15 protein-coding genes and 1 tRNA gene are annotated in these 26,264 nt (G+C 38.7%); 11 read left to right on the forward strand and 5 right to left on the reverse strand.

Features of this window, described 5'->3' with window-relative positions:
- Positions 1-5 precede the first annotated feature (5 nt).
- From AAOP42_RS11525 to msrA, 3 genes are all read right to left on the reverse strand, one after another.
- Entirely contained in the window at positions 6-1,685 is a 1,680-nt protein-coding gene (locus AAOP42_RS11525) for a PQQ-dependent sugar dehydrogenase (protein WP_349528665.1), read from the reverse strand.
- 377 nt (positions 1,686-2,062) lie between these two features.
- Positions 2,063-2,812: a hypothetical protein gene (locus AAOP42_RS11530; RefSeq protein ID WP_349528666.1), complete on the reverse strand. Its 750-nt coding sequence runs from the start codon at positions 2,810-2,812 to the stop codon at positions 2,063-2,065.
- Positions 2,813-3,012: 200 nt separating this feature from the next.
- Positions 3,013-3,558 carry a peptide-methionine (S)-S-oxide reductase MsrA gene (msrA, locus tag AAOP42_RS11535; protein ID WP_349528667.1) on the reverse strand — a complete coding sequence of 182 codons (546 nt, stop codon included), beginning with the start codon at positions 3,556-3,558 and terminating at the stop codon, positions 3,013-3,015.
- Positions 3,559-3,792: 234 nt separating this feature from the next.
- Between msrA and AAOP42_RS11540 the strand changes: the two genes are divergently transcribed.
- From AAOP42_RS11540 to AAOP42_RS11550, 3 genes are all read left to right on the forward strand, one after another.
- Positions 3,793-3,876: transfer RNA gene (locus tag AAOP42_RS11540), tRNA-Leu, on the forward strand.
- A gap of 229 nt (positions 3,877-4,105) precedes the next feature.
- On the forward strand, positions 4,106-4,540 hold the full coding sequence (locus tag AAOP42_RS11545; RefSeq protein ID WP_349528668.1) for a hypothetical protein: 435 nt from the start codon (positions 4,106-4,108) through the stop codon (positions 4,538-4,540).
- Between the two features lie 30 nt (positions 4,541-4,570).
- Positions 4,571-5,623, forward strand: coding sequence for a M42 family metallopeptidase (locus AAOP42_RS11550; protein ID WP_349528669.1), 1,053 nt, complete (start codon positions 4,571-4,573; stop codon positions 5,621-5,623).
- Between the two features lie 73 nt (positions 5,624-5,696).
- On the opposite strand, the gene AAOP42_RS11555 is transcribed toward AAOP42_RS11550, so the two are convergent.
- A complete protein-coding gene (locus AAOP42_RS11555; protein WP_349528670.1) occupies positions 5,697-6,062 on the reverse strand; it encodes a hypothetical protein in 366 nt (121 codons plus the stop codon).
- 127 nt (positions 6,063-6,189) lie between these two features.
- A complete protein-coding gene (locus AAOP42_RS11560) occupies positions 6,190-7,056 on the reverse strand; it encodes a LytTR family transcriptional regulator DNA-binding domain-containing protein (protein WP_349528671.1) in 867 nt (288 codons plus the stop codon).
- Between the two features lie 247 nt (positions 7,057-7,303).
- Between AAOP42_RS11560 and AAOP42_RS11565 the strand changes: the two genes are divergently transcribed.
- The 8 genes from AAOP42_RS11565 to AAOP42_RS11600 all read left to right on the forward strand — a co-directional run bounded on the left by AAOP42_RS11565 (position 7,304) and on the right by AAOP42_RS11600 (position 26,250).
- Positions 7,304-11,242 (forward strand): hybrid sensor histidine kinase/response regulator transcription factor, encoded by a 3,939-nt coding sequence (locus tag AAOP42_RS11565; RefSeq protein ID WP_349528672.1) that lies wholly within the window; start codon positions 7,304-7,306, stop codon positions 11,240-11,242.
- A 101-nt stretch (positions 11,243-11,343) separates the two neighbouring features.
- Complete coding sequence (locus AAOP42_RS11570) at positions 11,344-14,541, forward strand: DUF1553 domain-containing protein (protein ID WP_349528673.1); 3,198 nt, start codon at positions 11,344-11,346, stop codon at positions 14,539-14,541.
- A 24-nt stretch (positions 14,542-14,565) separates the two neighbouring features.
- Entirely contained in the window at positions 14,566-16,023 is a 1,458-nt protein-coding gene (locus tag AAOP42_RS11575) for a DUF1501 domain-containing protein (RefSeq protein WP_349528674.1), read from the forward strand.
- Between the two features lie 8 nt (positions 16,024-16,031).
- The gene (locus tag AAOP42_RS11580) at positions 16,032-19,238 is read left to right on the forward strand and encodes a DUF1553 domain-containing protein (protein WP_349528675.1); all 3,207 of its coding nucleotides are present in this window, start codon (positions 16,032-16,034) and stop codon (positions 19,236-19,238) included.
- 5 nt (positions 19,239-19,243) lie between these two features.
- The gene (locus tag AAOP42_RS11585; RefSeq protein ID WP_349528676.1) at positions 19,244-20,716 is read left to right on the forward strand and encodes a DUF1501 domain-containing protein; all 1,473 of its coding nucleotides are present in this window, start codon (positions 19,244-19,246) and stop codon (positions 20,714-20,716) included.
- Between the two features lie 8 nt (positions 20,717-20,724).
- Positions 20,725-23,913, forward strand: coding sequence for a DUF1553 domain-containing protein (locus AAOP42_RS11590; RefSeq protein ID WP_349528677.1), 3,189 nt, complete (start codon positions 20,725-20,727; stop codon positions 23,911-23,913).
- Positions 23,914-23,918: 5 nt separating this feature from the next.
- Positions 23,919-25,391, forward strand: coding sequence for a DUF1501 domain-containing protein (locus AAOP42_RS11595; protein WP_349528678.1), 1,473 nt, complete (start codon positions 23,919-23,921; stop codon positions 25,389-25,391).
- 109 nt (positions 25,392-25,500) lie between these two features.
- Positions 25,501-26,250 (forward strand): SGNH/GDSL hydrolase family protein, encoded by a 750-nt coding sequence (locus tag AAOP42_RS11600; protein ID WP_349528679.1) that lies wholly within the window; start codon positions 25,501-25,503, stop codon positions 26,248-26,250.
- Positions 26,251-26,264: the final 14 nt, after the last annotated feature.

A 26,264-nucleotide genomic window follows, 5' to 3' on the forward strand; every position in this document is an offset into this window, starting at 1 on the left:
GTAAATTACATCTTTTTGATCTTATAGATCTTACCGTCAGCTTTGGTATAGATATACACCTCACCGTTACACCCCTTTCCAAATCTCAGGTCAACACGCCGACTTCCAGACAATGTATGCCAATCGGTCACTTGATTTTTGAATGACACATCCAATTTCTGTATCTCGGGATTTGTAACACTCAAATCACTAACAAAAAACTTGCCTGTTGGTATGTCGCCAAATATGTACTTTCCATTCAAAGGACTCTCGTTGGTGGTGAAACCTCCACTGATGGCAGCACCTTCATCATGGTCGTATTGAATCAGTGGATAAGTCACAGAATAATCCGCATCATCATCTGGTAATGGATATACCTTATTGATATCTCCATAAGGATTTAATAAAAAAGTACCTTCTCTGACAGGCCAACCATAGAATTTACCAGGCTCAATAACATTCAGTTCCTCAATATTGTGCATACCTATGTCTGTAGCCAAAAGCCTACCCGATGCATCCCATGTAATCCTGTTTGGATTTCTAAAACCATAAGCCCATATCTCTTTGACTTTATCCGATGAACTGGCAAAAGGATTATCTTCAGGAATACCATAATTACCATTATCACTATTGCTACCTCCGGGATCAATTCGCAATATGTTACTCCATATTTGTGTACCACTATGGTAAGATAAATGTTGAAAACCTTTTTCTGCACTGCCCCCGTCTCCGACACCCAGGTAAAGCATTCCATAGTCAGGATTGCCTTTTGATGAATGGGGGTTAAAGGTAATTTCCTGCATTCCATGAATACCTGTCACAAAATCAATTCTCATGAGTTCTCTGTTGGTAGCTTCAAACGTCTCTGAAGTTGGCTGTTTCAGTTTCCATTCGGTAACTACCCACTGAAGCGTTACCGGAATAGAATCTGCATAATTAAAGTCAGCTGGTTGAGTTCCGGCAGGTTCTGTGTGTGTGATATAAAGCAACCCATTGGACATAAATTCCGGGTGAAAAGCAAAACTTCCCAATCCAGTACCCAGCCCAGGTTTATGAATAAAGTCTTTTTTAAAGTCTTTAATTGACATAAATAAATTTGGCTTACCATCTTTCAATTCGTAAAGGAATCCCCTTAAGTCATGAACAAAAAGACGACCTGACCCCTTTTCACAATCTATTTTATTAATCCTAGCAGCAGGGGGCTCATTTTGAGAAGCGGGAATCTGAGTAACAAATTCCAGTTCAATCACAATACCGGATGATTGTATGGTATCTGGTATAGGATTTTCGAGAAATGGGATGGAATCAACAGCTACTTCCTGTGATTTTTCAAATGTATGTATATAAGAAAGCAGGTCGTTCAATTCTTCTTCTTTCAGGTTAGGAAAGCCCTGCATATATACTCTAAACTGCTCAAATAACGCCTTTGCCCGTGGGTCTTTTTCATCAATCTTCTTTGCGGGATTTTTTATAAACTCTTTGATCCACTCTGCTTCTATCTCTCTGGTAACACCACTAAGGTTAGGGCCTATTCCTTTCTGCTTAAAATCATGACAGGAACTGCAAAGTGTATTAAACAATTCCTTTCCTTGCTTAATTTGTCCTGGATTTGTACTGATATCCGAACCAAGTTCATTGTTTTTCTTTGGTTCGCAGGCAAAAATAAATGCAACCAATATTGTCAAGAGTATAGTTAAATTCTTCATGCACGCAAAATAGTTTTTTTTAATCAAACGAACCAAAATTGAATCATTATCATCATGGTAGAAATCAGGTTTCTACTAGCACTCTTATTTTATATTCAAATGATTAGTGACTTGATGAAAGCACCTATAATTCAAACCTGTCAGGTTTGTCTAAGAAATCCAGCGGCTGATTGGTGGTAGTTTTCTTGTTGTAAGTCCACTTCCCTAGCGCAAGCATCTCGCTTGTGCACTAATTTGGCTTAGGGCGGCAGAACAGCTCAAATCGATAAGATGCAATAACGGTAAACTGCTCCATTACCTGACATATACGATCTCGACGAAGGAGAAATCTTTTGAAATGCAATTCTGAACAATATTCCTCCAAAATCGGAATAACATTATTTATATATTTCGGAGACAATCTTACCATCCATTTCCAAATTATCAACATGAATCTTATCCAATGGAGCTAATTCTAGTGGTACTATTTCACTAAACCTAAGGACAAAATAACCATCATAGCTCGTCATAATAAAATGATATAATGATTCAAATTTTGTGTAGGTCTTGTTCTTCCACCTACTATCAACTATCCAATATTCACCAATAGATTGAAACTCGGTAAATATGTTTGGAATGTGAGAATCATTTTTCAAAGCCAGCCCGTCATTGACCAGTAGCTGCTCAAATTCCTGTAACACTTGCTCCGGAGAATCCACTTTTAAACGTACGAATGCTTTTACACTTTTTAAGTAGCCGAGATCAACCATTGTAAAAATGATTTTAACAGAATCAGTATTATTAAAGATTAGTGAATCAACCGAACCTTGAGGTTCTAGTTCAATAGATTTAAATACCTGTTTTTTAAACCCATTTTGGGTTAATTGAGATACAACCTCATCCATTTTTTTTTGAGTGAAATTTTTATAGGCTGTGTACAATAGGTTTGAAGTTGGATTGGCTGCCTGAACAAATGTAGAACTACTGAGTAAGCCATCAGAATTGATTTCGGTTGTGTTATTAGCTACATGGTAGGTTGCTCCTGGCAAAAAATCCGCTGCTGCTTTCAAGGAATCCGATTGAGAATATACCAAAAAAGGTAAAAATATTATTATATACGGAATAATTTTAATTATAAAATAACGCATGTTTTTATGGCTTTTAGTATTCTGTAAAGCTATAATTGAATAATCCTATAACCCTTAGTAAAATACCTAATTAGTAACAATTAGGTATTTTACCTATCTACCCAAAAGAAACATCTACAAGGATAAAGAAAGCCACATATATCTATATCTTTTTAGTGGATTTAACTTTTGGGCAGGTGCAATCATCTGACTTGTTAAGGTTAATTAACCTTCTCTCTATATTTCTTGAGAAACTTCTCCACTTTTGGTCGGATCACAAAACTGCAATACGGTTGATTGCCATTCAAATTGAAATAGTTTTGGTGATAATCTTCTGCCGGATAAAAAGCCTCCATAGGAGACACTTCTGTCACAATGGGATTGCTCCAGGCACCCGATTGATCGAGTTGTTCTTTGTATTTTTCTGCCAATTCCTTTTGCTCGTCATTATGATAAAATATAGCAGATCGGTATTGTGTACCTACGTCATTTCCCTGTCTGTTTAATGTAGTAGGATCATGTGTATTCCAAAACACTTCGAGTAATTCTTCAAAGGATATTACCTCAGGATCAAAAGTAATTTGTATCACCTCGGCATGACCGGTAAGTCCAGAGCATACTTCCTTATAAGTAGGTTTTTCAACCTTCCCTCCAGTATAACCAGACTCCACTCTTTCTACTCCTCTGAGGTTCTGAAAAATTGCTTCTGTGCACCAAAAACATCCATTTCCAAATGTTGCCTTTTCCATAGTATTATATTTTTTCATTCAAAGCAGTATTCATTCTAACAAACCAGAAATTTAACATTATTCGTTAGCTAAGAGTTCCATAAGGTAAATACTTCCGGTTTCAATTACTCAGGTTTTGAGTCTCCATGAGTCTCCAAATAATAAAACCACCACCTAAATTTTTCATCTAAACCGACTCAACCTATTTATAGTCAATTTTAAAAAATCTTTGTCAAAACCAAATTTACAACTACTTTTGCGCACCAATCACAAGCGCATGTGGTGAAATTGGTAGACACGCCACCTTGAGGGGGTGGTGGGCTTACGCCCGTGGAGGTTCGAATCCTCTCATGCGCACTTTTATTAACATTTCCAATATTCCCTAGAGTCAAAAACACTATACTTCCTTATAATAGGGCTTTTTTTGAAAAATAATACCTACGCTGTGTTTCACAATTGTTTCACAGTTTACAAATGAGATACTGGTGCATTATTCTATTGAAAAATTTGTATAGAGATAAAATTCTCTATATATTCACATTTAAATAATTAATTCACAATATATAAGCATTTTTTCTCCATTATTATGAATCACGACGGACAAGCAATAGAAGAGTTACTTAGTGAATTGGGAATAAAAAAGGGTGTTCTTGCAAAAAAATTATCTAAAAATCAAAATACGATAACAAGGATGCTTAAAAAAGAAAAGTTGAGTAATCAAATTCTACTAGAAATAGGACAAGCTCTAAGATTTGATCTCACACCTAAATTTCATCGATTAAAGAAAGACCCTGAATCTTCTAAACTCAATTATTTTAATGAAGACCCTGACCAGTTACTTTCAAGGGTAAACGAAATTGAGGAAATGTACAATAAAACCACCAAAGAAAAAGCAGATGTAGATCAGGCAGTTCAATTCCTTCAGGAACAGATAAATAACCTGAAAGAGATTATTGAAGCTAAGAATCAAATTATTCAATTACAGGATCAAACTATAACTGACCTTCGGAACAAAAAATAACATTAACAACCAAAATCAAAAAAAAATTAAATGAAACTAAATATTGACTTACTTAAGAAAATCTGCGAAGTACCGGGTGCACCCGGCTTTGAGACCCCAATAAGAAATCAAATAATAAAAGAGATCAAAAGTCATGTCGATTCTTATGACATAGACAATATGGGCAACCTCATTGCTATCAAAAAAGGAAATAAAAACCCTGACGGTAAAAAAGTGATGGTTGCTGCCCACATGGATGAAATAGGCTTTATCGTTACTCATATTGACAGCAATGGTTTTGTCCGGTTTCATACTCTTGGTGGTTTTGACCCCAAAACCCTTACCGCACAAAGGGTAATCATCCATGGAAAAGAGGACGTAATTGGTGTAATGGGAAGTAAACCCATACATGTAATGACTCCCGATGAGAAAAATAAAGTAGCAAAAACCAGTGATTACTTTATTGATTTGGGAATGGCTAAGGATGAGGTAGAAAAACTGATTTCTATTGGAGATTCGATCACAAGAGAACGTGGACTAATCGAAATGGGCAATTGTGTGAATTGTAAGTCTATCGACAACAGAGTTTCCGTTTTTATATTGATAGAAACCATAAAAAAACTCCAAAACATACCATTTGATCTATATGCTGTCTTTTCAACCCAGGAAGAAGTAGGGCTCAGAGGAGCATCAGTTGCTGCTCATAGAATAGACCCGGATTTTGGAATAGCATTAGATACCACTATCGCTTACGATTTACCCGGAGCACAGCCACATGAAGAAATCACCAAGCTGGGAGATGGTACAGCCATAAAAATAATGGATGCAATGACCATCTGCGATACCCGAATGGTGAACTACCTGAAAGAACGAGCTAACGAGGAAAAGATAAAGTGGCAAACTGAAATCTTAACTGTAGGGGGTACAGATACAGCTGGAATACAAAGAAGAGGAGAAAAGGGAGCCATATCAGGAGCCATCTCCATCCCTACCCGCCACCTTCATCAGGTAATAGAGATGGCACACAAAGAAGACATTAGCAGTTCAATTGACCTGCTGAAATCTGCTCTTGAAAATCTGGACTCATACGATTGGAACTGGTAAACTAAAACGTTAAAAGCACCGATAAAAAAATCCGATTGGTTAAACCGATCGGATTTTTTTCATTAATGGGTATTTATTTCTTCTTCAAAGCTGTAATAGCCATATTTCCTTCGGAATAAGTAAGCGTGCCTTTCATTTCCTTTTCGCTCACCTTGATCTTAAAAGTAATGTATTCATTCTCAACATAGGTAGAAAATGTAAGGTCAGAACCTGAGAATTTTACATTCTGTGCTTTTTTTTCAGTGCCATTGATATTAAATTTAACATTATACTTGGAATCTGCCTTTTCAACAATAAGCTCTCCTTTTTGATATTCATAAGGTGCTTCAAGTACTTTGTAATCCCAGGTGCCTACAGGAGATACTCCAGCCATCAGCACAGAGCTTACCATTACAAACGCTACAAGAGCAAATACGCTTTTAATTGACCATTTTTTCATTGATTTAATATTTATAGTTTAAAAAATAATTACAGATCAAAAGTAGAAACATAAACTATCTTAAGAACCGAATGGACAAGGTTTTGGGATAAAATACCCCTATTTGGTATGAACGGATCAGTCTATTTCAAGACTGATCGCTATTCGTCTGATGTGTAAGTATTGATAAGACGTTGGTTTTGTAGTTTCTGGAAACATTAACCCGCACTTCCGGCATATTTTTCATCTCTAGTACCAGTTGCCTGTTTACTGTTTTAAATGTTGCAATATTTTTCACGTTGATCATGGTTGATCGGCTGCATCTAATTACTGTAGTATTTCGTAGCTCACTCTCCAGTTTTTTCAAGCTTGTCCTAATCAATTCTTTGGATTGCCGTGCCTCCTTTTGATAATAAACAGTAACATAGTTGTCTGTCGCTACGATGGTGGTTAACTGATCCTGGTCCACCGCTAATTGTAACTTATCATTTTCATCTTTAATTTGAATCAAATGGTTGCCATAATCCGGTATTGCAGAAACTACCTGACGATAATTGAAATAAAAAAGTGTAGCCGAATATGGTATTATCAATATCAAAGCCGAATACCGAAAGATATCTATAAAATCATAAATACCCTGAGTGGGCAAAGAGGTGATAAATTCATAGGAAAAAAACATTATACTACTAAACAACATCAACTCGCAAATCACAAAAAATATAAATGACAAATGAGTGAGACTATTAAGTCCTAACAAAGGCCTGACACCAAATTCCATTATTGACAAAGTGAACACAGCAATCAAAGAGAACTGAAAAAAGATGATGGAGTTTTCCCAATCACCACCAGCAAACCATTTGGTGATGTTAAAAGGATTATATAAATACATGAACAAAAAACCGAATAAACCTATTGCGGTTATCAAAAATAATTTATCTCTCTTTCTGTCCAGAAGGGTAAAAGGTTGGTTGAGCCAGCCTCTAACCGGGAAGTTTATATCAGTAATTATTTTCAATGATTTGTATTCATTTCTTTGCCAACCCGAAAATAATTCACAAAAATGAATAGCCCATCAGAAATTTATTCTTTCTCATCAACTGGTTCTATTCTTTAAAAAAACATTTATGCAGGATACAAAGTAATTAAGAGAAGGACAAATGAATAATTCCACCAAAATGTTCAATATATCCAAAAATATTCTCTAATTATGGTATCTTTTTGGAAGTAAAACAAAACCCTTAAGGTGCTTTTAACTATTCTCAATGACCAGCTGCAAGTCGTATATATTGTTACTTTTTCTGTATTTGAATTTCAATGGCCTCATTAAATGCCTCTCTCAAAATACTGAGAATTTTGAAATTACCACATTCAACCTCCCCAGAGAAACTCAAACCTTAGACATCTTAGAAGATCAATTCGGATTTGTATGGATCGCTTCTAAAAGTGGACTTTGGCGCTACGATGGTGGTAATTTTAAAAACTACAAGAGAGATCCTAAGGACATTACCAGCATCACCGATAACTACATAATGTGCCTTTACGAAGATAAGTCAGGTACATTATGGGTAGGTACTTATGGTGGTGGCCTGCTAAAGTACGACAGAAACTGTGATTGCTTTCAGAGGTATATCCATGATAATAAAGATTCCAGCAGTATCAGTTTCAATGAAATCAAAGTGATATTTGAAACCACTGACAACAAATTTTATATAGGTACAGATGGCGGGGGGCTCAACCTTATGGATAGAACTACCGACAGCTTCAGTTCCTACAAATATTCTGAAACTGACAGCACCACCATCAGCCACAACAACGTATTGGCAATAGAAGAAGCCCCGAATGGAAATTTATATGTCGGAACCTGGAATGGATTTAATATTTTTTATCCTGAAAATAGCACATTCAAAAGAATCTATCAAAAATTTCAACCGGAAAACCAGTATTACTTTTCGCTTGAATATTTCAACAACAGGCTCCTCACTTCCGGGGTTCCGGCATCTTTTTTAGGGAAAAAAGAGCAACTAGAGCAACTAAACCTCTTTACGAATTGGGTCAACAGGATAAAAAAAGACAACAAAGGGAGATGCTGGTTCACAGGAAATAGTGGTATTTTCATCTTAAATTCCAACTTTGAAATACAGCACCATATTCCTATCAGCTCTTTTTATGAAACCCATCCAAAAACCCTTGATGAAATTTACCCAAGTAAACAGGAAAACTCGACCTGGATACTAGGCATGGATGGTGCCTTTTTTCTTATTGAAGAAAAATCAAAAATATTCAAACCGTTTTTAACCAAAGACAATATAAGTGAAATAGCCAACACGGACTCAAACTATTGGTTGATTACCAACGGAGGCATTAACATCTTCGATAAATCAAATCATAGCTTAAATACCAGATTATCTGGATTTCATGGAGAAATTTACATTTCTAATCGAACCAGAAATAAAGTATGGGTAGCAGATCAACAAAAATATTATGAATACACCAGCCAGGGAAAAAAGTTGAACGAATACCTTCATTCCAATAAGACCAGTCTTTCTTCTATCACAGAAACACTAAACAATCAAATATGGACTGGAAAGATACTGGGAGCCAACCGATTTGACCCTGTCTCTAAAAAAATAACACGCTTCGATTGTGATCCAAACAATCCTAATGGAATTGGCTATTACCATAAAACAAACAAAATATTTCAGGATCATCTGGGACAAATATGGATAGGTACTGATGGAGATGGCCTGAAAAAGTTCATTCCTGAAAGAGAAGAGTTTCAACACTTCAGACACGTAATTGGAGATACAACCACAATAAACAGTAATTTTATAAATACCATATTTGAAGATCGCCAGTTTAATCTATGGTTGGGTACCAATACGGGTTTGTCCAGGTTTCAAAAAGAAACCAATACATTCTTCCAATACAACTTTGAAGTATTACAAGACAAGAGTATAAATTCCATTGAACAGGACAGCAATGAAAACCTGTGGATAGGGACATCAAATGGTCTCATCAAACTGGATTACCAAAACAACAGCATAAGAATCCTCAATCAACAAGATGGTATTCTTTCAAACAAAATTGGACGTGCAAGTCAAAAACTTGACGACAATAGATTGGTCTTTTCTACTGCTAATGGCTCTATGGTTTTTGAACCAAACGACGTGAAGCTTAGCAAAAAAGAACCCAATGTATTTATATCGGAATTGTGGGTGAACAATGAACTTGTAAGACCGGGAAATAGTGAATACATCTCCAAAAATATAGAAGTAGAGGAAACTATACTGTTAGATTACACCGACAAAAAATTTGAATTTCGTTTTCAGGTTATTCATTTCAACAATAATGAAAGGTGTAAATACGCCTACAAGCTCGATGGTTTTGATAAATCATGGATTGAGGTAAACAACACTCCAAAAGCTACCTATACCAACATTCCTCCCGGCAACTACACCTTTATGGTAAAAGCCAGTAACGAAGACGGCATTTGGAACAATAAAGTAACAACATTGACCATAAGAATTTCTCCACCTTTTTGGGAAATACTCTGGGTAAAGCTGTTGGGAATTGTATTACTCGGAATCATTTTCTTTTTGATCATTCGGGAAATCATCAGAAAGGAAAGAATCCGAACCAAATTTGAGATTGAAAAAGCACATGTACGCCAGTCGGAAGAAATCACACAAATGAAACTGCGCTTTTTCACCAACATATCTCACGAGCTTCGTACTCCCCTTACTTTGATTATCTCGCCGCTGGATAAGTACATTAGAAACAATGTCATTCCGAAAGCCAATGTACTGGACATGATGTACAAAAACAGTAAGCGGCTGTTGGAATTAGTAAACCAGATACTGGATTTTAGAAAACTTGAAAACAAACAGCAACAATTGAAAATAATGCAGCAGAAAAATTTATTGCTTTTTCAAAACATATTTGCTGCGTATTCCTATTGGTCTAAAGACAAAAATATTGACTTCAATGTCAATGTTCCCAACGAGAATTACATCGTTTATTTTGATGCTGATATTATTGAAAAAATAGTAGCCAACCTGATATCCAATGCATTCAAGTTTACACCTGAAAATGGAAACATTGACCTTAATGTCACTTTTAAAGAAATAGAAAATAAAGACAATCTGGTGACATCAGGAAAAATGGTTATTAACATAATTGATGATGGCCCGGGCATTCCGGAAAAAGTTCAATCCAAAATCTTCGAGCGTTTTTATCAACTTGATGATAGTACAATGGCATCATACGGAAGTGGAATAGGCTTATCTCTTACGAGTGAATTGGTAGAGCTACATAATGGAGAAATCAAGCTCGTAAGCAACACCGGACAAGGATCGCATTTCACTGTTACCATACCTATCGGAATTAACGACTATCCCGATGATCAGGTCGTTGAAAAAACTTTGATTTACCCTGAGATAGATCCAAAAAGCACCATGATACTCATTGTCGAAGACCATGAAGACATCAGAAACTACCTCGTAGAAGAACTCAATGAAAATTATGAAATAATAGAAGCCGAAGACGGAAAAGCAGGCTTACAAAAAGCAATGGCTGCTATTCCAGACATCATCATAAGCGATGTAATGATGCCGGAAATCAACGGCATCCAACTTGCCAATCAACTCAAAAACAACGAATTAACAGCACATATTCCAATATTATTTTTATCTGCCAAAGGATCTATCGAACATAAATTGGAAGGGCTTGCCACAGGTGCAGAGGACTACATTCAGAAGCCTTTTAATATTCAGGAGATTAAACTCAAAATCAGGAATTTACTGGAAACAAGAAACCTTCTAATAGAAAAATTTAAAAAAGATTCAGAAGATGTAGAAGTAGAATCCCCCGACGGTAAATATCTGTCTAAAGTAAATTCAGTTATTCAAAATAATCTGGACAACTCTCAATTTTCAGTCGATATACTTTGTACAGAATTAGCAGTGGGCAGGTCTCAACTCTATAGAAAAATTTTGGCTCTAACCGGAAAATCGATCATAGAATACATTAACTCATACCGACTGTCAAAAGCCATGGAATTGATCAAACATGAAGATTTATCTCTGAAAGAAATAGCCTTTAAAGTAGGCTACAATGACAACCATTATTTCAGCAGATCATTCAAAAAAGAGTTTGGACAAGCCCCTTCGTTCTATATTCCTAAGAAAGAAAAAAGCAGATAAAATAGAGCTCTGTTAATATATCCAATGTTTTGAACAATATATCCATCTGGTAATAGGGGCTATATGATTAATTTGTATAACATCAATTATTATTTAAGCGAATGCTCAAATCTCTATTTTTAAATTTAACATTTATTGTCTCTTTAATAACATTATTCACTTCATGCTCAAACGATAAGGGTAGCAATTCATCAGCTACTTCAAACCAAAAAATACCACAAGTCATAGATTTCAACTACCATGTAAAACCGATCCTCTCGGACAAATGTTTTGCCTGCCATGGTCCTGACTTAGCTACTCAAAAAGGTGATTTGAGGTTGGACACCCCGGAGGGAGCTTTCGAAACCATTCTGGAATCCGGTGATCACCCAATTGTTCCCGGCGACCTGTCCAAAAGCGTGGTTTATGCCAAAATAACATCTAAAGATCCGGAAGCAATGATGCCTCCTCCTGAAAGCAATTTATTGTTAACAGAGTATGAAATCAAAGTTCTGAAAAAATGGATTGAACAAGGTGCTGAATACAAACCTCACTGGGCTTTTTCCAAGCCTGAAAAGGTAAATATCCCCAATGCAAATCAGGAATGGGCAAATAATGAGATTGATCAATTTATTGCAAAAAAACTCGAAACTATAGGATTAAAACCTTCACCTGAAGCTGGCAAGGAACAACTGATCAGGCGTGTAACTTTCGACCTAATAGGGTTATCACCCAAACTGGAAGAAATCAATAATTTTATCCAAGATGATTCTCCTGAAGCTTATGAAAAAGTAGTTGATCGTCTGCTGGCTTCTCCACATTATGGAGAACGAATGGCCAGCGAGTGGTTAGATGTGTCGCGTTACGCTGATTCTCATGGATATCAGGATGACAGGCCAAGAACAATGTGGCCATGGAGAGACTGGGTAATCAGTGCCTACAACAAAAACATGCCTTATGATGACTTTGTAACCTGGCAATTGGCAGGAGATCTGCTACCAGATGCTACTTATGAGCAAAAACTTGCTTCCGGATTTAATAGAAATCACGCCATCACACAAGAGGGCGGAGTGATTGAAGAAGAATACCTTACCGAATATGCTGCAGATCGGGTGCAAACTTTCGGAACAGCTTTTATTGGGCTCACTGTACAATGTGCAAGATGCCACGACCATAAGTATGACCCCATTTCTCAAAAAGAATTCTACCAACTTTTCGCCTTTTTCAACAACAACAAAGAAAGAGGGCAAATTAGCTACAGCGACCTTGCTCCGGCACCTCATATTGAATATGAAAACATTGAGTTTGAAAATGAAATAGCACAGATCAAAAGTATGCTCAATGACTTAGAACAAAAGCAACAAAACTTTAAACCTGAAGTAGCAGAAGAAACACTCAAACAGTGGTATGAAAGTCAGGAATGGAAAAAACTTGAACAACTGGGTTTAGAAGCCAAATTCTCCCTGGATTTTCAAGAGGCCAAAAGCATGCAGGATGAGGTTACCAAAGAGTTTTCCGGATCACTCAACTTCAAATTACCTGCCGAAACTACCATACCATCTCTGGTGGAAGGAAAGTTTGACAAAGCACTAAAATTTGATGGAACCAACACACTGACCATTGGGGATGTTGGTGACTTTGAATATCATGAAGATTTTTCATTAGGTGGTTGGATCAAGTATTCAAATACACCTGAATACTCTGCTGGTATATTATCCAGAAGAAATGGTGAACACAACAGATCTGGCTATGGCCTCTATTTAGGAAAAGACAATACCCTCAGGTTACAAATTGTACACAAGCTGGATGAACTCATTGAAATTAAAACCAAAATACAAATACCAAAAGACGAATGGGTAAATGTATATGGAACCTATGATGGCTCTGGAAAAGCATCAGGAACAGCCCTTTTTGTAAACGGGAAAAAACAAGAAGTGGAAATCCTTTCAGACAATCTGAAAGCAGGTAGTATCCTGGTTGGCACTCAAGTCACTGTTGGTAACTGGATGATCCGTGCTGCAAACTACAGCAATATGGGAGGCTTTGACGGAGCTATCGACGAGATATCAATATATAGTCGAGAGCTGAGTCCACTCGAAGTTAAATATTTGTATGACCAGCAACCAAAATATGATCAGCAAGTTGTCTATGAAACTTATATAAAAAGAGAAAATCAGGACTTTACAGTATTGCAAAAAAAACTGGATAGCTTAAGGGCTATTGACATTACCATTCCTAATGTAATGGTAATGGAAGAACTGGATAGTATAAAACCTGCCTACATACTTGCCAGAGGTGTCTATAGTGCTCATGGAGAAAGGGTGAATCGGGGAACACCGGAAATGGTTTTGAAATTCTCCGAAAACCTGCCACAAAACAGACTTGGGTTGGCAATGTGGTTATTTGATGAACAAAACCCATTGACTGGACGGGTAATAGTAAACAGGTATTGGCAAATGCTATTTGGCAAAGGATTGGTATCCACTCCAGAAGATTTTGGAAATCAAGGTGCGTTACCTTCACATCCTGAATTGCTTGATTGGCTTGCAATAGAGTTCAGACACAATAACTGGGATATTAAAAAGTTGGTAAAACTGATGGTAATGTCTGCAACATACCGTCAATCTTCCACTATAGATTCAAAAAAACACAAACTTGATTCTGAAAATACTTACCTCGCCAGAGGTCCTTATAAAAAACTAACAGCAGAAATGATTAGGGATCAGGCACTGGCTTCCAGTGGCCTGCTCAATCGAAAAATCGGAGGGAAATGGGTGAAACCATATCAACCTGCAGGAATATGGAAAGAATTGGCCAATCAAATTGGTGAAAATAAATACAGGCAAGGACACAGTGCAGACCTCTACCGTAGGAGTATATATACCTATTGGAAACGAACTATTCCAGTACCTTCCATGCTTACGTTTGATGCTTCAGAGCGGGCAATGTGCACTGTAAAAAGACAAACTACCAGTACCCCATTACAATCTCTGGTATTACTCAATGACCCTCAGTATATAGAGGCATCCCGGGTTCTGTCAGAAAGGCTGATTGAAACAAAAGAAGACAATCCAACAGTCTGGATTGAGAATGCTTTCAAAAGTCTGGTATCAAGAAATCCTTCGTCTGAAGAAGAAAAATTGCTAATGGAGGTGTACCAATCAGAATTACAAAGATTTAAAGAAGACGACAGCAGTAAAACGGATGTTTTGAAAATAGGTGAATCTGCCATTGACCAGGGAATAGATCAAAGCAAATTAGCAGCATTGACCATTGTCGTAAGTACTATACTCAATCTGGACGAAGCAAAACATTCATAAAAACTGAATAAACTAATAGAAATCATGAGTGACAACTATTCAGAACATTTGCATAAAATAAATCGCCGACATTTCCTGTCAAAATCCAGTCTTGGAATCGGCAGTCTGGCTCTGGGTTCTTTGCTTGGCTGCAATTCTTCAGGAAATCGATCCAATCAGGATAGCGACAATAAGTTATTTAGTGCTCCTCATTTTGCCCCAAAAGCAAAAAGAATCATATATCTTTTCCAAAGTGGTGGCCCATCCCAAATCGACTTGTTTGACTACAAACCTTTACTGATGAAAATGCGGGGTGAAGACCTCCCCGATTCTGTCAGGCAAGGCCAACGGTTAACAGGTATGACCTCAGGCCAATCTTCTTTTCCTCTTGCTCCTGCCATTTTTGATTTCAAACAACATGGACAAAGTGGTGCCTGGGTCAGCGAACTCATGCCACACACAGCCAAAGTGGTAGATGACCTTTGCTTCATCAAGTCAATGCATACCGAAGCGATCAATCATGATCCGGCAATTACTTTCTTCCAAACAGGATCGCAACAAGCAGGCAGGCCCAGCATGGGATCATGGTTGAGCTATGGTTTGGGTAGCATGAATGAAAATTTACCAACATTCAGCGTACTCTTATCAAGAGGTGCTCAGCGCCCACAACCTATTTACTCCCGACTTTGGGGTAATGGGTTCCTTGCATCCCTGCATCAGGGGGTGCAATTTCGATCAGGAAAAGATCCGGTTCTGTATTTGCAAAATCCATCGGGCATTACCTCTTCATCCCGACGACAAGTCCTGGATGTTTTGGCTAAAATGAACCAGATACGAATGAGTGATTTTGGTGATCCTGAAATTCAGTCAAGGATATCTCAATATGAAATGGCTTATAAGATGCAAACATCTGTACCTGAAGCAACAGATTTATCCAGTGAACCGGATGAGGTGTTTGAATTGTATGGAGAGGATGCCAGAAAACCCGGCACTTATGCCGCCAATTGCCTTTTGGCCAGAAGGTTGGCAGAAAGAGATGTGAAATTTGTACAATTGTATCATTTGGGATGGGATCAACATTCTAACTTACCCCGAGACATCCGCTTACAATGCGCCGATACAGATAAAGCCTCAGCAGCATTGGTTACAGATTTGAAAAGAAGGGGACTTTTAGAAGATACACTTGTTATTTGGGGTGGAGAGTTTGGAAGAACAAACTTTAGTCAGGGAAAATTAACTGACACCAATTACGGACGAGATCATCATCCGAGATGCTTTACAGTTTGGATGGCTGGTGGAGGAATCAAACCGGGAATGTCGTACGGCGAAACCGATGACTTCAGTTATAACATTGTAAAAGATCCAGTGCACGTTCATGATTTTCAAGCCACCATATTGCATCAAATGGGCATGGATCATGAACGACTAACATATAAGCATCAGGGAAGAAGGTATCGACTTACGGATGTTCATGGTCATGTGGTAAAAGACATATTAGCTTAATTATATCTATGAAAAATGTAGTATTATTCTTATCAGTCCTTTTTTTAAGCTCATGCAATAATGAGAAGAAAAATATTACAAAAATAAATAATACTATACCTGAAGTTGTAGATTATAATATTCATATCAAACCCATACTATCCGATAGGTGTTTTGCCTGTCACGGTCCTGACAAAGCCAGCCAAAAAGCAGGACTAGCTCTTCATACCCCGGAAAAGGCATACGCAGAATTAAAAGAAAACCCCGGTCACTTTGCTATTGTACAAGGAAAAGTGGATCGCAGTGAAGTGGTCAAAAGAATAATGTCAAAAGACGAAGAGGAAATGATGCCTCCAGTCGAGTCAAATTTAAAACTCAATGATTACGAATGTCAACTCATTGTGAAATGGATAGAACAGGGGGCAGTATATAAACCACACTGGTCTTTGATCTCGGTTGAAAAACCAGAAATACCTGAGATAAAAAATAAAGTTTGGGTCTCTAACCCTATCGACAACTTTATTTTATCAAAATTAGAATCTCTGGGACTTAAACCTGAAGAAAAGGCTACAAAAGAAAAACTCATCAGAAGAGCCTCATTCGACATTACAGGCCTTCCTCCTACCATCGAAGAAATTGATGACTTTCTAAATGATGAAAGCGAAAATGCCTATGAAAAGGTCGTGGACAGACTTTTAGGTTCTGTTGCCTATGCTGAGCACATGGCATCCAGATGGCTCGACATCTCACGATATGCGGATTCACATGGCTATCAGGATGATTTCTACAGAAGCATGTGGGCCTGGAGAGAATGGGTGATCAAAGCTTACAATGAAAACAAACCATTTGATGAATTCCTAACCTGGCAAATGGCAGGAGACCTTCTGCCAGACGCTACGTACGAGCAAAAATTAGCCACAGGTTTTAACAGGAATCACAGCATCAATCAGGAAGGCGGTATTATAGAAGAGGAATTTAAAGTAGAATATGTTGCCGACAGAGCAAATACTTTAGGCACAGCAGTTTTAGGGCTCACAGTAGAATGCGCCAGATGCCACGACCATAAATATGACCCCATATCACAAAAAAACTACTATGAATTATATGGCTTCTTCAACAGTGTACCTGATGAAGGGAAAGGCAGGTTGATGGGTGCTGCTCCCGGCCCATCTGTAAAATATCCGGAAGAAAAACTGAACGAATTAAGGGCATACTTAACAGAGATAAACAACAAGCAAACCAAGACTATTTTTGAGCGCAAACAAGAAGTTTATAATAATCCACTAAAAGACGAAAAAATTAAGACCTGGATAAACAGTTATACTCCTGAAAAAAAGAACGCACATTCCCTGAGCACTGCCCCTGTATCATATTTTCCTTTTGACAATCTTGACGACTCGTCTAATCCTGATGAATGGAATATAAATAACAAAGAAAAACAACTTGAAATCATACGACCAAATACAGGAAAGTATGGAAAAGGACTTTTTATTACCCGGGGACAAAACTACGATTTAGGCGAAAGCAAATTCATCGACGAAAGTCAGCCTTTTACGATCTCGTTCTGGTTTTTCAATAAATTCAAAAACGGAAAAACAATTCTTTCCAAAATTGACGAGCAGTCCAAAAGTGGAATAAAAATCGAAACTCATTCCGGTTACATCCACATAATGACACCTATATCCGATAAAAATTCCGGTGAAAGGTTAATCTCAGACAAGCTCATTCCGGATGGCAAGTGGACTCATCTTACGGTTGCCTATGATGCTTCAGGTTCTTTGAACGGATTTACGCTTTACGTAAATGGAGAGCCGATGAAACTGAACGGAGACAAGGAACAAGCATTTCCTCATGTGTCAGCCAATGCTCTATTGAAAATCGCTACTCCCTATGGGCTATCGGGTTCAGGAATTGATGAAATTTTTCTTTTTGACAAAGAACTCAATCAAGAAGAAATTCTGTCTGTGGTCAATTTTAATCCTATTGACGCATTAATACAAAAAGAATTTACCCAACTTAAAGAAGAAGACAAAAACCTAATCACCGATCATTTTCTGTATCACAAAGACCGGGAATTTCAAATTGCGCTAAGAAACCTGAAATCCGTAAGGTATAAAAAACTTGACGTACCCGATGAAGGTGACGTAAAAACCATGGTCATGGCAGATTTGCCTGAACCAAACAAAACCTACATCCTCAACAGGGGAGCTTATGATGCCCCCGGTGAAGAAGTCTTACCAGGAACCCCAGAGTCGATAATGTCATTTAGCGATTCATTACCCAAAAATCGTTTGGGGCTGGCAAAATGGCTTGTAGATCCTAAAAACCCGCTACCCTCTAGGGTAGCCGTAAACCGCTATTGGCAATATATTTTTGGAAGAGGCATAGTGAAAACTGTTGATGACTTTGGCAATCAGGGCTCTCTTCCCTCCCATCCTGAACTACTGGATTGGCTGGCAAGCCATTTCATGGAAAACGGATGGAATACCAAAGACATGATAAAAATGATGGTAATGTCATCCACCTATCAACAAAGCTCTCAAGTGAGCGATGAAAAAAGGAAAGCGGATTCGGAAAACATCTACCTGGCCAGAGGTCCTCGATACAGAATGACTGTGGAGATGATGCGTGATCAGGCATTAGCTGCCAGTGGGCTATTGAACACCAAAGTTGGAGGGCCAAGTGTAAGGCCATACCAACCTGACAATCTGTGGAGTGCCATTACAGGAGGTGGATCAGGCCCACTTGCCAAATTTGTGTTGGATGTAAGTGAAGACCTGTACCGAAGAAGCCTATATACTTTTTGGAAACGAACTGTTCCTCCTCCATCCATGCTTACGTTTGATGCTGCAACCAGAGACAGATGCATCGTCAATCGACAAAGCACCAACACACCATTACAAGCCCTAGTACTGTTAAACGACCCACAGTACATGGAAGCCGCAAGAGTAATGGCTCAAAACTTATTGACTGACAAACAACCAATCGAAAGTAACATTACTACCGCTTACAGGAAACTAACAGGAAGAAAACCTGATGAAAACGAGTTAAATACATTAATGGAGGTCTTCAATGATGGCTTAGATTCATTTAATAAAAATCCGGCATTGATTTCAGAGTTGATTGAAATAGGAGACTATCCTATAGATGAAAGTCTGGATGAGAAACTACTCGCTGCTCATACTTATACGATTAGTGCCATTTTAAACCTAGACGAAACCATTTCAAAAGAATAAATCTTATGGATGAACTACATGAATATAGGATGAACCTAAACCGACGTGAGTTTCTGTCGAAAACAAGCCTGGGTCTGGGTGCTGCGGCACTTGCTTCTATCATTCCCGGATGTGGTACAAAAGCCATATCAGGATTAGAAAGCCTTGCGGGCGAGAGTAAAAATGCGCTGGATGTAACTCATTTTGCTCCGAAAGCAAAACGTGTCATTTATTTATTCCAAAGTGGAGGCCCATCACAAATAGAGCTTTTTGACCCAAAGCCTGTACTGAAAAAAATGTTTGGTGAAGAACTGCCGGCATCAGTAAGAAACGGTCAACGACTCACAGGAATGACAGCCGGGCAATCATCTTTTCCACTGGCAGGATCTTATTTCAATTTTGAACAAAAAGGACAAAGTGGTGCATGGATGAGTGAAGCCCTGCCACATATTGGCAAAATATCAGATGAATTGTGCATTATCAAAAGCATGCATACTGAAGCCATCAATCACGATCCGGCCATTACATTCTTTCAGACCGGACACCAACAAGCTGGCAGGCCATGTATGGGCTCTTGGTTCAGCTATGGATTGGGAAGCTTGAACAATAACCTTCCTACTTTTAGTGTACTGTTATCAAGAGGATCCGGAAGGCCCAATGCCCAACCCTTATATTCCAGGTTATGGGGGAATGGGTTCTTACCCTCTCTGCACCAGGGAGTGGAATTTCGATCTGGAGCAGACCCTGTTTTGTACCTCAATGATTTACCCGGTATTTCCAAACAAGCCAGAAGACAGATGCTTGACAAAATAGCCGAATTGAATCAGGCTAAATTTGATAAAACCGGAGATCCGGAAATACAGACACGTATTTCCCAATATGAGATGGCTTATAGGATGCAAACTTCTGTCCCGGAAACGATGGATATTTCAAAAGAACCTGATGAAATATTCGAAATGTATGGCCCGGATTCCAGAACTCCCGGTACGTATGCAGCCAATTGTATTCTTGCCAGAAGAATGGCCGAAAAAGACGTAAGGTTCATTCAGTTGTACCACATGGGATGGGACCAGCATGGCGACCTGCCAAATGCCATTGGCAAGCAATGCCGGGATGTAGATCAGCCGACTGCTGCGCTCATCATGGATTTGAAACAACGTGGTTTGTTAGACGACACACTGGTAGTTTGGGGCGGTGAATTTGGAAGAACCAATTACTCTCAGGGAAAATTGACTCATGAAAATTACGGTAGAGACCATCATCCAAAGTGCTTCAGTATTTTCATGGCTGGTGGAGGAGTAAAACCCGGCATCAGCTATGGTGAAACCGATGACTTTAGTTACAATATTGTAAAAGATCCCGTGCATGTTCACGATTTTCAAGCTACCTTAATGCATCTTTTAGGTGTGGATCATGAGAAACTTACCTACAAACATCAAGGAAGGAGGTACCGACTCACGGATGTTCATGGTCATGTAGTAAAAGATATATTGGCTTAATTAGATCTATGAAATATTTAGTATTGTTTCTGTCAGTCCTTTTCGTTTTGAGTTCGTGCAGCAATGAGAGGGAAAACACTACAAGAGTAAACAATACTATACCTAAAGTTGTAGATTACAATATTCACATCAAACCTATACTATCTGACAGGTGTTTCGCCTGTCACGGCCCTGATAAAAATGCAATGAAGGCAGGACTTGCCCTCTATCATGAAGAGGGTGCCTATGCCGAATTGGAAGAAAGCCCGGGGTACTATGCAATTGTTCCGGGAAAAACAGATCAAAGTGAAGTTGTTAAAAGGATAACAACAACTGATCAGGAAAAAATGATGCCTCCCCCCGAATCAAATTTAACTCTGAATGACTATGAAAGAAAATTGATCACAAAATGGATAGAACAAGGAGCTGTCTATAAACCACACTGGTCGCTGATTCCTGTACAAAAACCTGCTGTTCCTAAAGTAGAAAAGGAAGACTGGGTTTCTAATCCCATTGACAATTTTATTCTTTCAAAACTTGAATCCATTGGACTTGAACCACAAGAAAAAGCTTCCAAGGAAAAACTTATAAGAAGAGCCTCCTTTGATATCACCGGGCTTCCTCCTACCATTGAAGAAATTGATGACTTTCTAAATGATGAAAGTGAAACCGCCTATGAAAAAATAGTGGATAGATTATTGAATTCTGTTGCTTATGCCGAACGTATGACATCCCGATGGCTAGATATCTCACGATATGCGGACTCTCATGGATACCAAATAGACTTTTATAGATCTATGTGGCCCTGGAGGGAGTGGGTGATCAAAGCATACAATGAAAATAAACCATTCGATGAATTTCTTACCTGGCAAATGGCAGGAGACTTACTTCCTGATGCAACCTATGAACAAAAATTGGCTACCGGATTTAACAGAAACCACAGCATCAATCAGGAAGGCGGAATTGTAAAAGAAGAGTTTAGGGTAGAATATGTAGCCGACCGTACCAATACTTTGGGAGCTACAGTCTTGGGACTCACGCTGGAATGTGCCAGATGTCATGACCACAAATACGATCCCATTTCTCAAAAAGAATACTACCAGTTGTATGGCTTTTTTAACAGTGTGGATCAAAAAGGTGGAAGCAGACAAGCACCAGGCCCATCAGTAAAATATCCGGTTGAAGAATTGGATAAACTAAGAGACTACTTAAGAGAAATCACGCAAAACCAAACCCAAAAATTAAAAACCAGAAAAGAAGAAATCCTGACCGACAGCAAATTTATTTCATGGGTTAACAATTATGAAGTCAATAAAGAAAATCAAAAAGCATTCAATCCCGCTCCGTTAGATTATTTTTCATTCGATAACCTCGACAGCACTTCTACATTTGGTTTTGCGGATAAAAAAAAGCAGCAAACACCTAAGAAACTCATTGAACCCAAGGCAGGAAAATATGCAGGCGGGCTATTTATTGAGAATGGATACAACTTTGATTTAGGAAAACAGAAATACATCAATGAGAAACAACCCTTTTCCATCTCATTCTGGTATTACAACAAATACTACCTAAGCAGAAATAAGATATTCTCAAAAGTTGATGAAAAATCAGAAAAAGGCATTCACATAGAAACGGATTTTCGATACATAAATATTCAAACCCAAAAATCGAGCAAAGAAGCCGGAAGCAAATTGGTTTCCAAAGAAGTAATCCCGGATCAGCAATGGGTACATATAGTTCTGACTTATGATGGATCGGGTTTCACGAAAGGTTTCAGTTTATTCATTGATGGTGAACCAATGGAATTTGTTGGCGATAAAGAACAACCTCTGGATTTTATTACCAAAAATGCTTCTTTGGTAGTTGGTTCAAATGGCCTGTCAGGTTCAGGTATCGACGAAATATACTTATATGACGGGGAGCTGAATGATGAAAATGTACAAACCGTCTATCAATTCAACCCAATAGACGCCGTTTTACAAAAAACATTTACTGACCTATCCGAAGGCAATAAATCACTAGTTGCCGATCATTTTCTATATCACAAAGACCGCAAATTCAAAATAGCCCTGCGTAATCTGGAATCAGTCAAATATAAAAGTCTGGATATACCCAAAGAAGACGACCTAAACGTAATGACTATGGCAGAAATGCCGGAACCCAACAAAACTCACATTCTCAAGCGTGGTGCATATGATGCACCAGGAGAAGAAGTAATTCCTGACACACCCGAATCTATTCTTAGTTTTAGTGATTCCCTTCCTAAAAATCGTTTTGGATTGGCACAATGGCTGATTGACCCGAAAAATCCATTGACATCAAGGGTAGCGGTAAATCGCTACTGGCAATACATGTTCGGAAAAGGAATAGTCAAAACAGTAGAAGATTTTGGAAATCAGGGAGAGCTTCCCTCCCATCCAGAGTTACTAGATTGGCTTGCAGCGACATTTATGGAAAATGGATGGGATACCAAAGCCATGATAAAACTTATGGTCATGTCTTCTGCTTACCAACAGCTATCGGCAACCAGCACTCAAAAGAGAGAAACTGATCCAGAAAATATTTATCTGGCCAGAGGGTCTAGGTACAGAATGTCAGGTGAAATGATCCGGGATCAGGCATTGGCTGCCAGTGGTCTGCTCAACAACAAGGTTGGTGGGCCGGGGGTAAGACCTTACCAACCGGAAAACCTGTGGAGTAGCGTAACAGCTGTTGGAGGTGGTCCATTGGCAAAATACGTTCTGGATGTAACTGAAGACCTTTACCGAAGGAGTGTATATACTTTCTGGAAACGGACGGTTCCGCCCCCTTCGATGCTGACATTCGATGCTGCCACCCGCGACAGATGTATAGTGAGCCGACAAAGCACCAATACACCATTACAGGCATTGGTATTGTTAAATGACCCACAGTATATGGAAGCTGCAAGAGTGATGGCTCAAAATATATTAATAGCCAACCAAGCTCCTGAAGAAAATATTTCTATAGCATTTCGAAAACTCACAGGCCGAAAGCCCAAAGAAAAGGAAATAAATATGCTCACTAAAGTATATAATGAAAGTCTAAATAACTTTAAGGAAAACCCTACACTAATTGCTAGTTTGCTCAATATTGGTGAATATGCAATTGATGAAAGTTTAAACCAGCCAATGCTGGCTGCTCATACTGTTACGTTTAGCACCATTTTAAATCTGGATGAAACCATAACAAAAGAATAAAGCAGATGGACGAACTTCATGAATATCGGATGAACCTCAATCGACGGGATTTTTTGTCGAAAACGAGTTTGGGATTAGGTGCAGCAGCACTGGCTTCTATCATACCAGGTTGTGGTTCCAAAGCAATATCCAGATTAGAAAATTTAGCAGGAAAAAGTAAAAGCGCACTAGATACTACTCACATCGCACCCAAAGCAAAGCGTGTTATATATTTATTTCAAAGTGGGGGTCCGTCTCAAATCGAACTTTTTGATCCAAAACCGTTGCTTACGAAGATGTTTGGGAAAGAACTGCCCGACTCAGTAAGAATGGGTCAAAGACTGACAGGAATGACTGCCGGACAATCATCCTTTCCCTTGGCAGGATCGCACTTTAAATTTCAGCAAAAAGGTCAAAGCGGAGCAATGATGAGTGAAGCCATGCCACATCTTGGAGAAATTGCAGATGAGTTATGCATCATCAGAAGTATGCACACTGAAGCCATCAACCATGGCCCTGCAACATCTTTCTTCCAAACAGGCCATCAGCAGCCCGGAAGACCCAGTATTGGTTCATGGCTGAGCTATGGCTTGGGAAGTCTTAACAACAATTTACCGACTTTTAGTGTACTACTCTCACGAGGATCGGGACGGCCAAATGCTCAACCCCTGTATTCCCGACTTTGGGGAAATGGCTTTCTACCATCCCTCCATCAAGGGGTACAATTCCGATCTGGAGCAGACCCTGTGCTTTTTCTCAACGATCTTCCCGGAATTGATAAATTGACGAGAAGAAGGATGCTGGATCAGATTGCTGCACTTAACCAAGCCAAATACGAGGAAAATGATGATCCTGAAATATTGACCAGAATCTCTCAATATGAAATGGCTTACCGAATGCAGACTTCCGTCCCCGATACCATGGATATTTCTAAAGAACCGGATGAAATATTCGAGCTGTACGGATCAAATTCAAGGATTCCGGGAACCTATGCTGCCAATTGTATTTTGGCCAGAAGAATGGCTGAAAAAGATGTAAGGTTCATTCAACTCTACCACATGGGCTGGGATCAGCATGACAATTTACCAATTGGGCTAGGGAAACAATGCAATGATGTAGATCAACCAACAGCAGCATTGATTAAAGACCTCAAACGACGGGGTTTATTGGACGACACGCTGGTAGTCTGGGGAGGAGAATTTGGCAGAACCAATTATTGTCAGGGTAAAATGAGTATCGAAAATTACGGCAGAGATCACCACCCAAGATGCTTCAGTATTTTCATGGCAGGAGGTGGAATCAAACCGGGTGTAACTTACGGCGAAACCGATGATTTCAGTTATAATATTGTGAAAGATCCAGTTCATGTGCACGATTTTCAAGCAACAATGATGCATCTTTTAGGAATTGACCATGAAAAATTCATCTATAAACATCAGGGAAGAAGGTACCGCCTTACGGACGTGGATGGCCAGGTAGTAAACGATATATTGGCATAATTCAAACTTTTTCAAAAACTAATGATAAAGGAAACACTTTTTACCATTAATTTTAGCTTCCTGCAAAACACACTAAACTATTTAGACTATCAATTGTAAAGATTAAATTATGAATCAAAACCGAAGAAAATTTCTAAGAAATGGCTCCCTGGCATCTCTGGCTATTGCTGCTACTCCCTTTGCTTCTACTGAATTGTCAGCTGCTCCAAAGAAAGTACCCAATGGGATCAATGTTTTATTTCAGGGAGATTCCATTACAGATGCCGGCCGTGACAAAAAAATAATGGAAGCCAATTCGACCAGGGCTTTTGGTTTTGGTTATGTATTTCTGACTGCCGCACAGTTGTATGCTGAAAATTACGGTAGTAGTTTAAATATTTACAATAAAGGTATTAGTGGCCACAAGGTTCATCAACTGGCAGCAAGGTGGGATGAAGATGCCATCAACCTCAAACCTGATGTATTGAGCATATTGATCGGAATAAATGATTACTGGCACATGGTCAATGGCAAGTATGACGGCCTTGTTGACAGGTATGAGAAAGATTACAGAGACTTACTTACCCGTACAAAAAAAGAGTTGCCAAATGTAAAAATCATTATTTGCGAACCTTTTGCAGTATGGGGAGGAAAAGCCATTACCGACAGGTGGGAAAAAGAACTTCCTGCCTATCAGGAAGCTGCAGCCAAATTAGCAAAAGAATTCAATACCGGGTTTGTAGGATATCAAAAAATGTTCGATGAAGCATTGAAAAAAGCACCTGCTTCAGTATGGTGTCCTGATGGTGTGCATCCATCTATGGCAGGAGCTTATTTAATGGCTCAGGCATGGACTAAGGAGTTTAATAAATTGTATTAATCAGTATAAATTAT

Origin of the sequence: Reichenbachiella sp. MALMAid0571 (assembly GCF_040151475.1) — a bacterium.
Lineage (GTDB): Bacteria > Bacteroidota > Bacteroidia > Cytophagales > Cyclobacteriaceae > CAXBNB01.

What these genes read in the sequence shown, in the direction of transcription:
- AAOP42_RS11525 (WP_349528665.1), bottom strand. Translation starts at nt 1,685, where the DNA reads ATGAAGAATTTAACTATACTCTTGACAATATTGGTTGCATTTATTTTT.
- AAOP42_RS11530 (WP_349528666.1), bottom strand. Translation starts at nt 2,812, where the DNA reads ATGCGTTATTTTATAATTAAAATTATTCCGTATATAATAATATTTTTA.
- msrA (WP_349528667.1), bottom strand. Translation starts at nt 3,558, where the DNA reads ATGAAAAAATATAATACTATGGAAAAGGCAACATTTGGAAATGGATGT.
- AAOP42_RS11545 (WP_349528668.1), top strand. Translation starts at nt 4,106, where the DNA reads ATGAATCACGACGGACAAGCAATAGAAGAGTTACTTAGTGAATTGGGA.
- AAOP42_RS11550 (WP_349528669.1), top strand. Translation starts at nt 4,571, where the DNA reads ATGAAACTAAATATTGACTTACTTAAGAAAATCTGCGAAGTACCGGGT.
- AAOP42_RS11555 (WP_349528670.1), bottom strand. Translation starts at nt 6,062, where the DNA reads ATGAAAAAATGGTCAATTAAAAGCGTATTTGCTCTTGTAGCGTTTGTA.
- AAOP42_RS11565 (WP_349528672.1), top strand. Translation starts at nt 7,304, where the DNA reads ATGACCAGCTGCAAGTCGTATATATTGTTACTTTTTCTGTATTTGAAT.
- AAOP42_RS11570 (WP_349528673.1), top strand. Translation starts at nt 11,344, where the DNA reads ATGCTCAAATCTCTATTTTTAAATTTAACATTTATTGTCTCTTTAATA.
- AAOP42_RS11575 (WP_349528674.1), top strand. Translation starts at nt 14,566, where the DNA reads ATGAGTGACAACTATTCAGAACATTTGCATAAAATAAATCGCCGACAT.
- AAOP42_RS11580 (WP_349528675.1), top strand. Translation starts at nt 16,032, where the DNA reads ATGAAAAATGTAGTATTATTCTTATCAGTCCTTTTTTTAAGCTCATGC.
- AAOP42_RS11585 (WP_349528676.1), top strand. Translation starts at nt 19,244, where the DNA reads ATGGATGAACTACATGAATATAGGATGAACCTAAACCGACGTGAGTTT.
- AAOP42_RS11590 (WP_349528677.1), top strand. Translation starts at nt 20,725, where the DNA reads ATGAAATATTTAGTATTGTTTCTGTCAGTCCTTTTCGTTTTGAGTTCG.
- AAOP42_RS11595 (WP_349528678.1), top strand. Translation starts at nt 23,919, where the DNA reads ATGGACGAACTTCATGAATATCGGATGAACCTCAATCGACGGGATTTT.
- AAOP42_RS11600 (WP_349528679.1), top strand. Translation starts at nt 25,501, where the DNA reads ATGAATCAAAACCGAAGAAAATTTCTAAGAAATGGCTCCCTGGCATCT.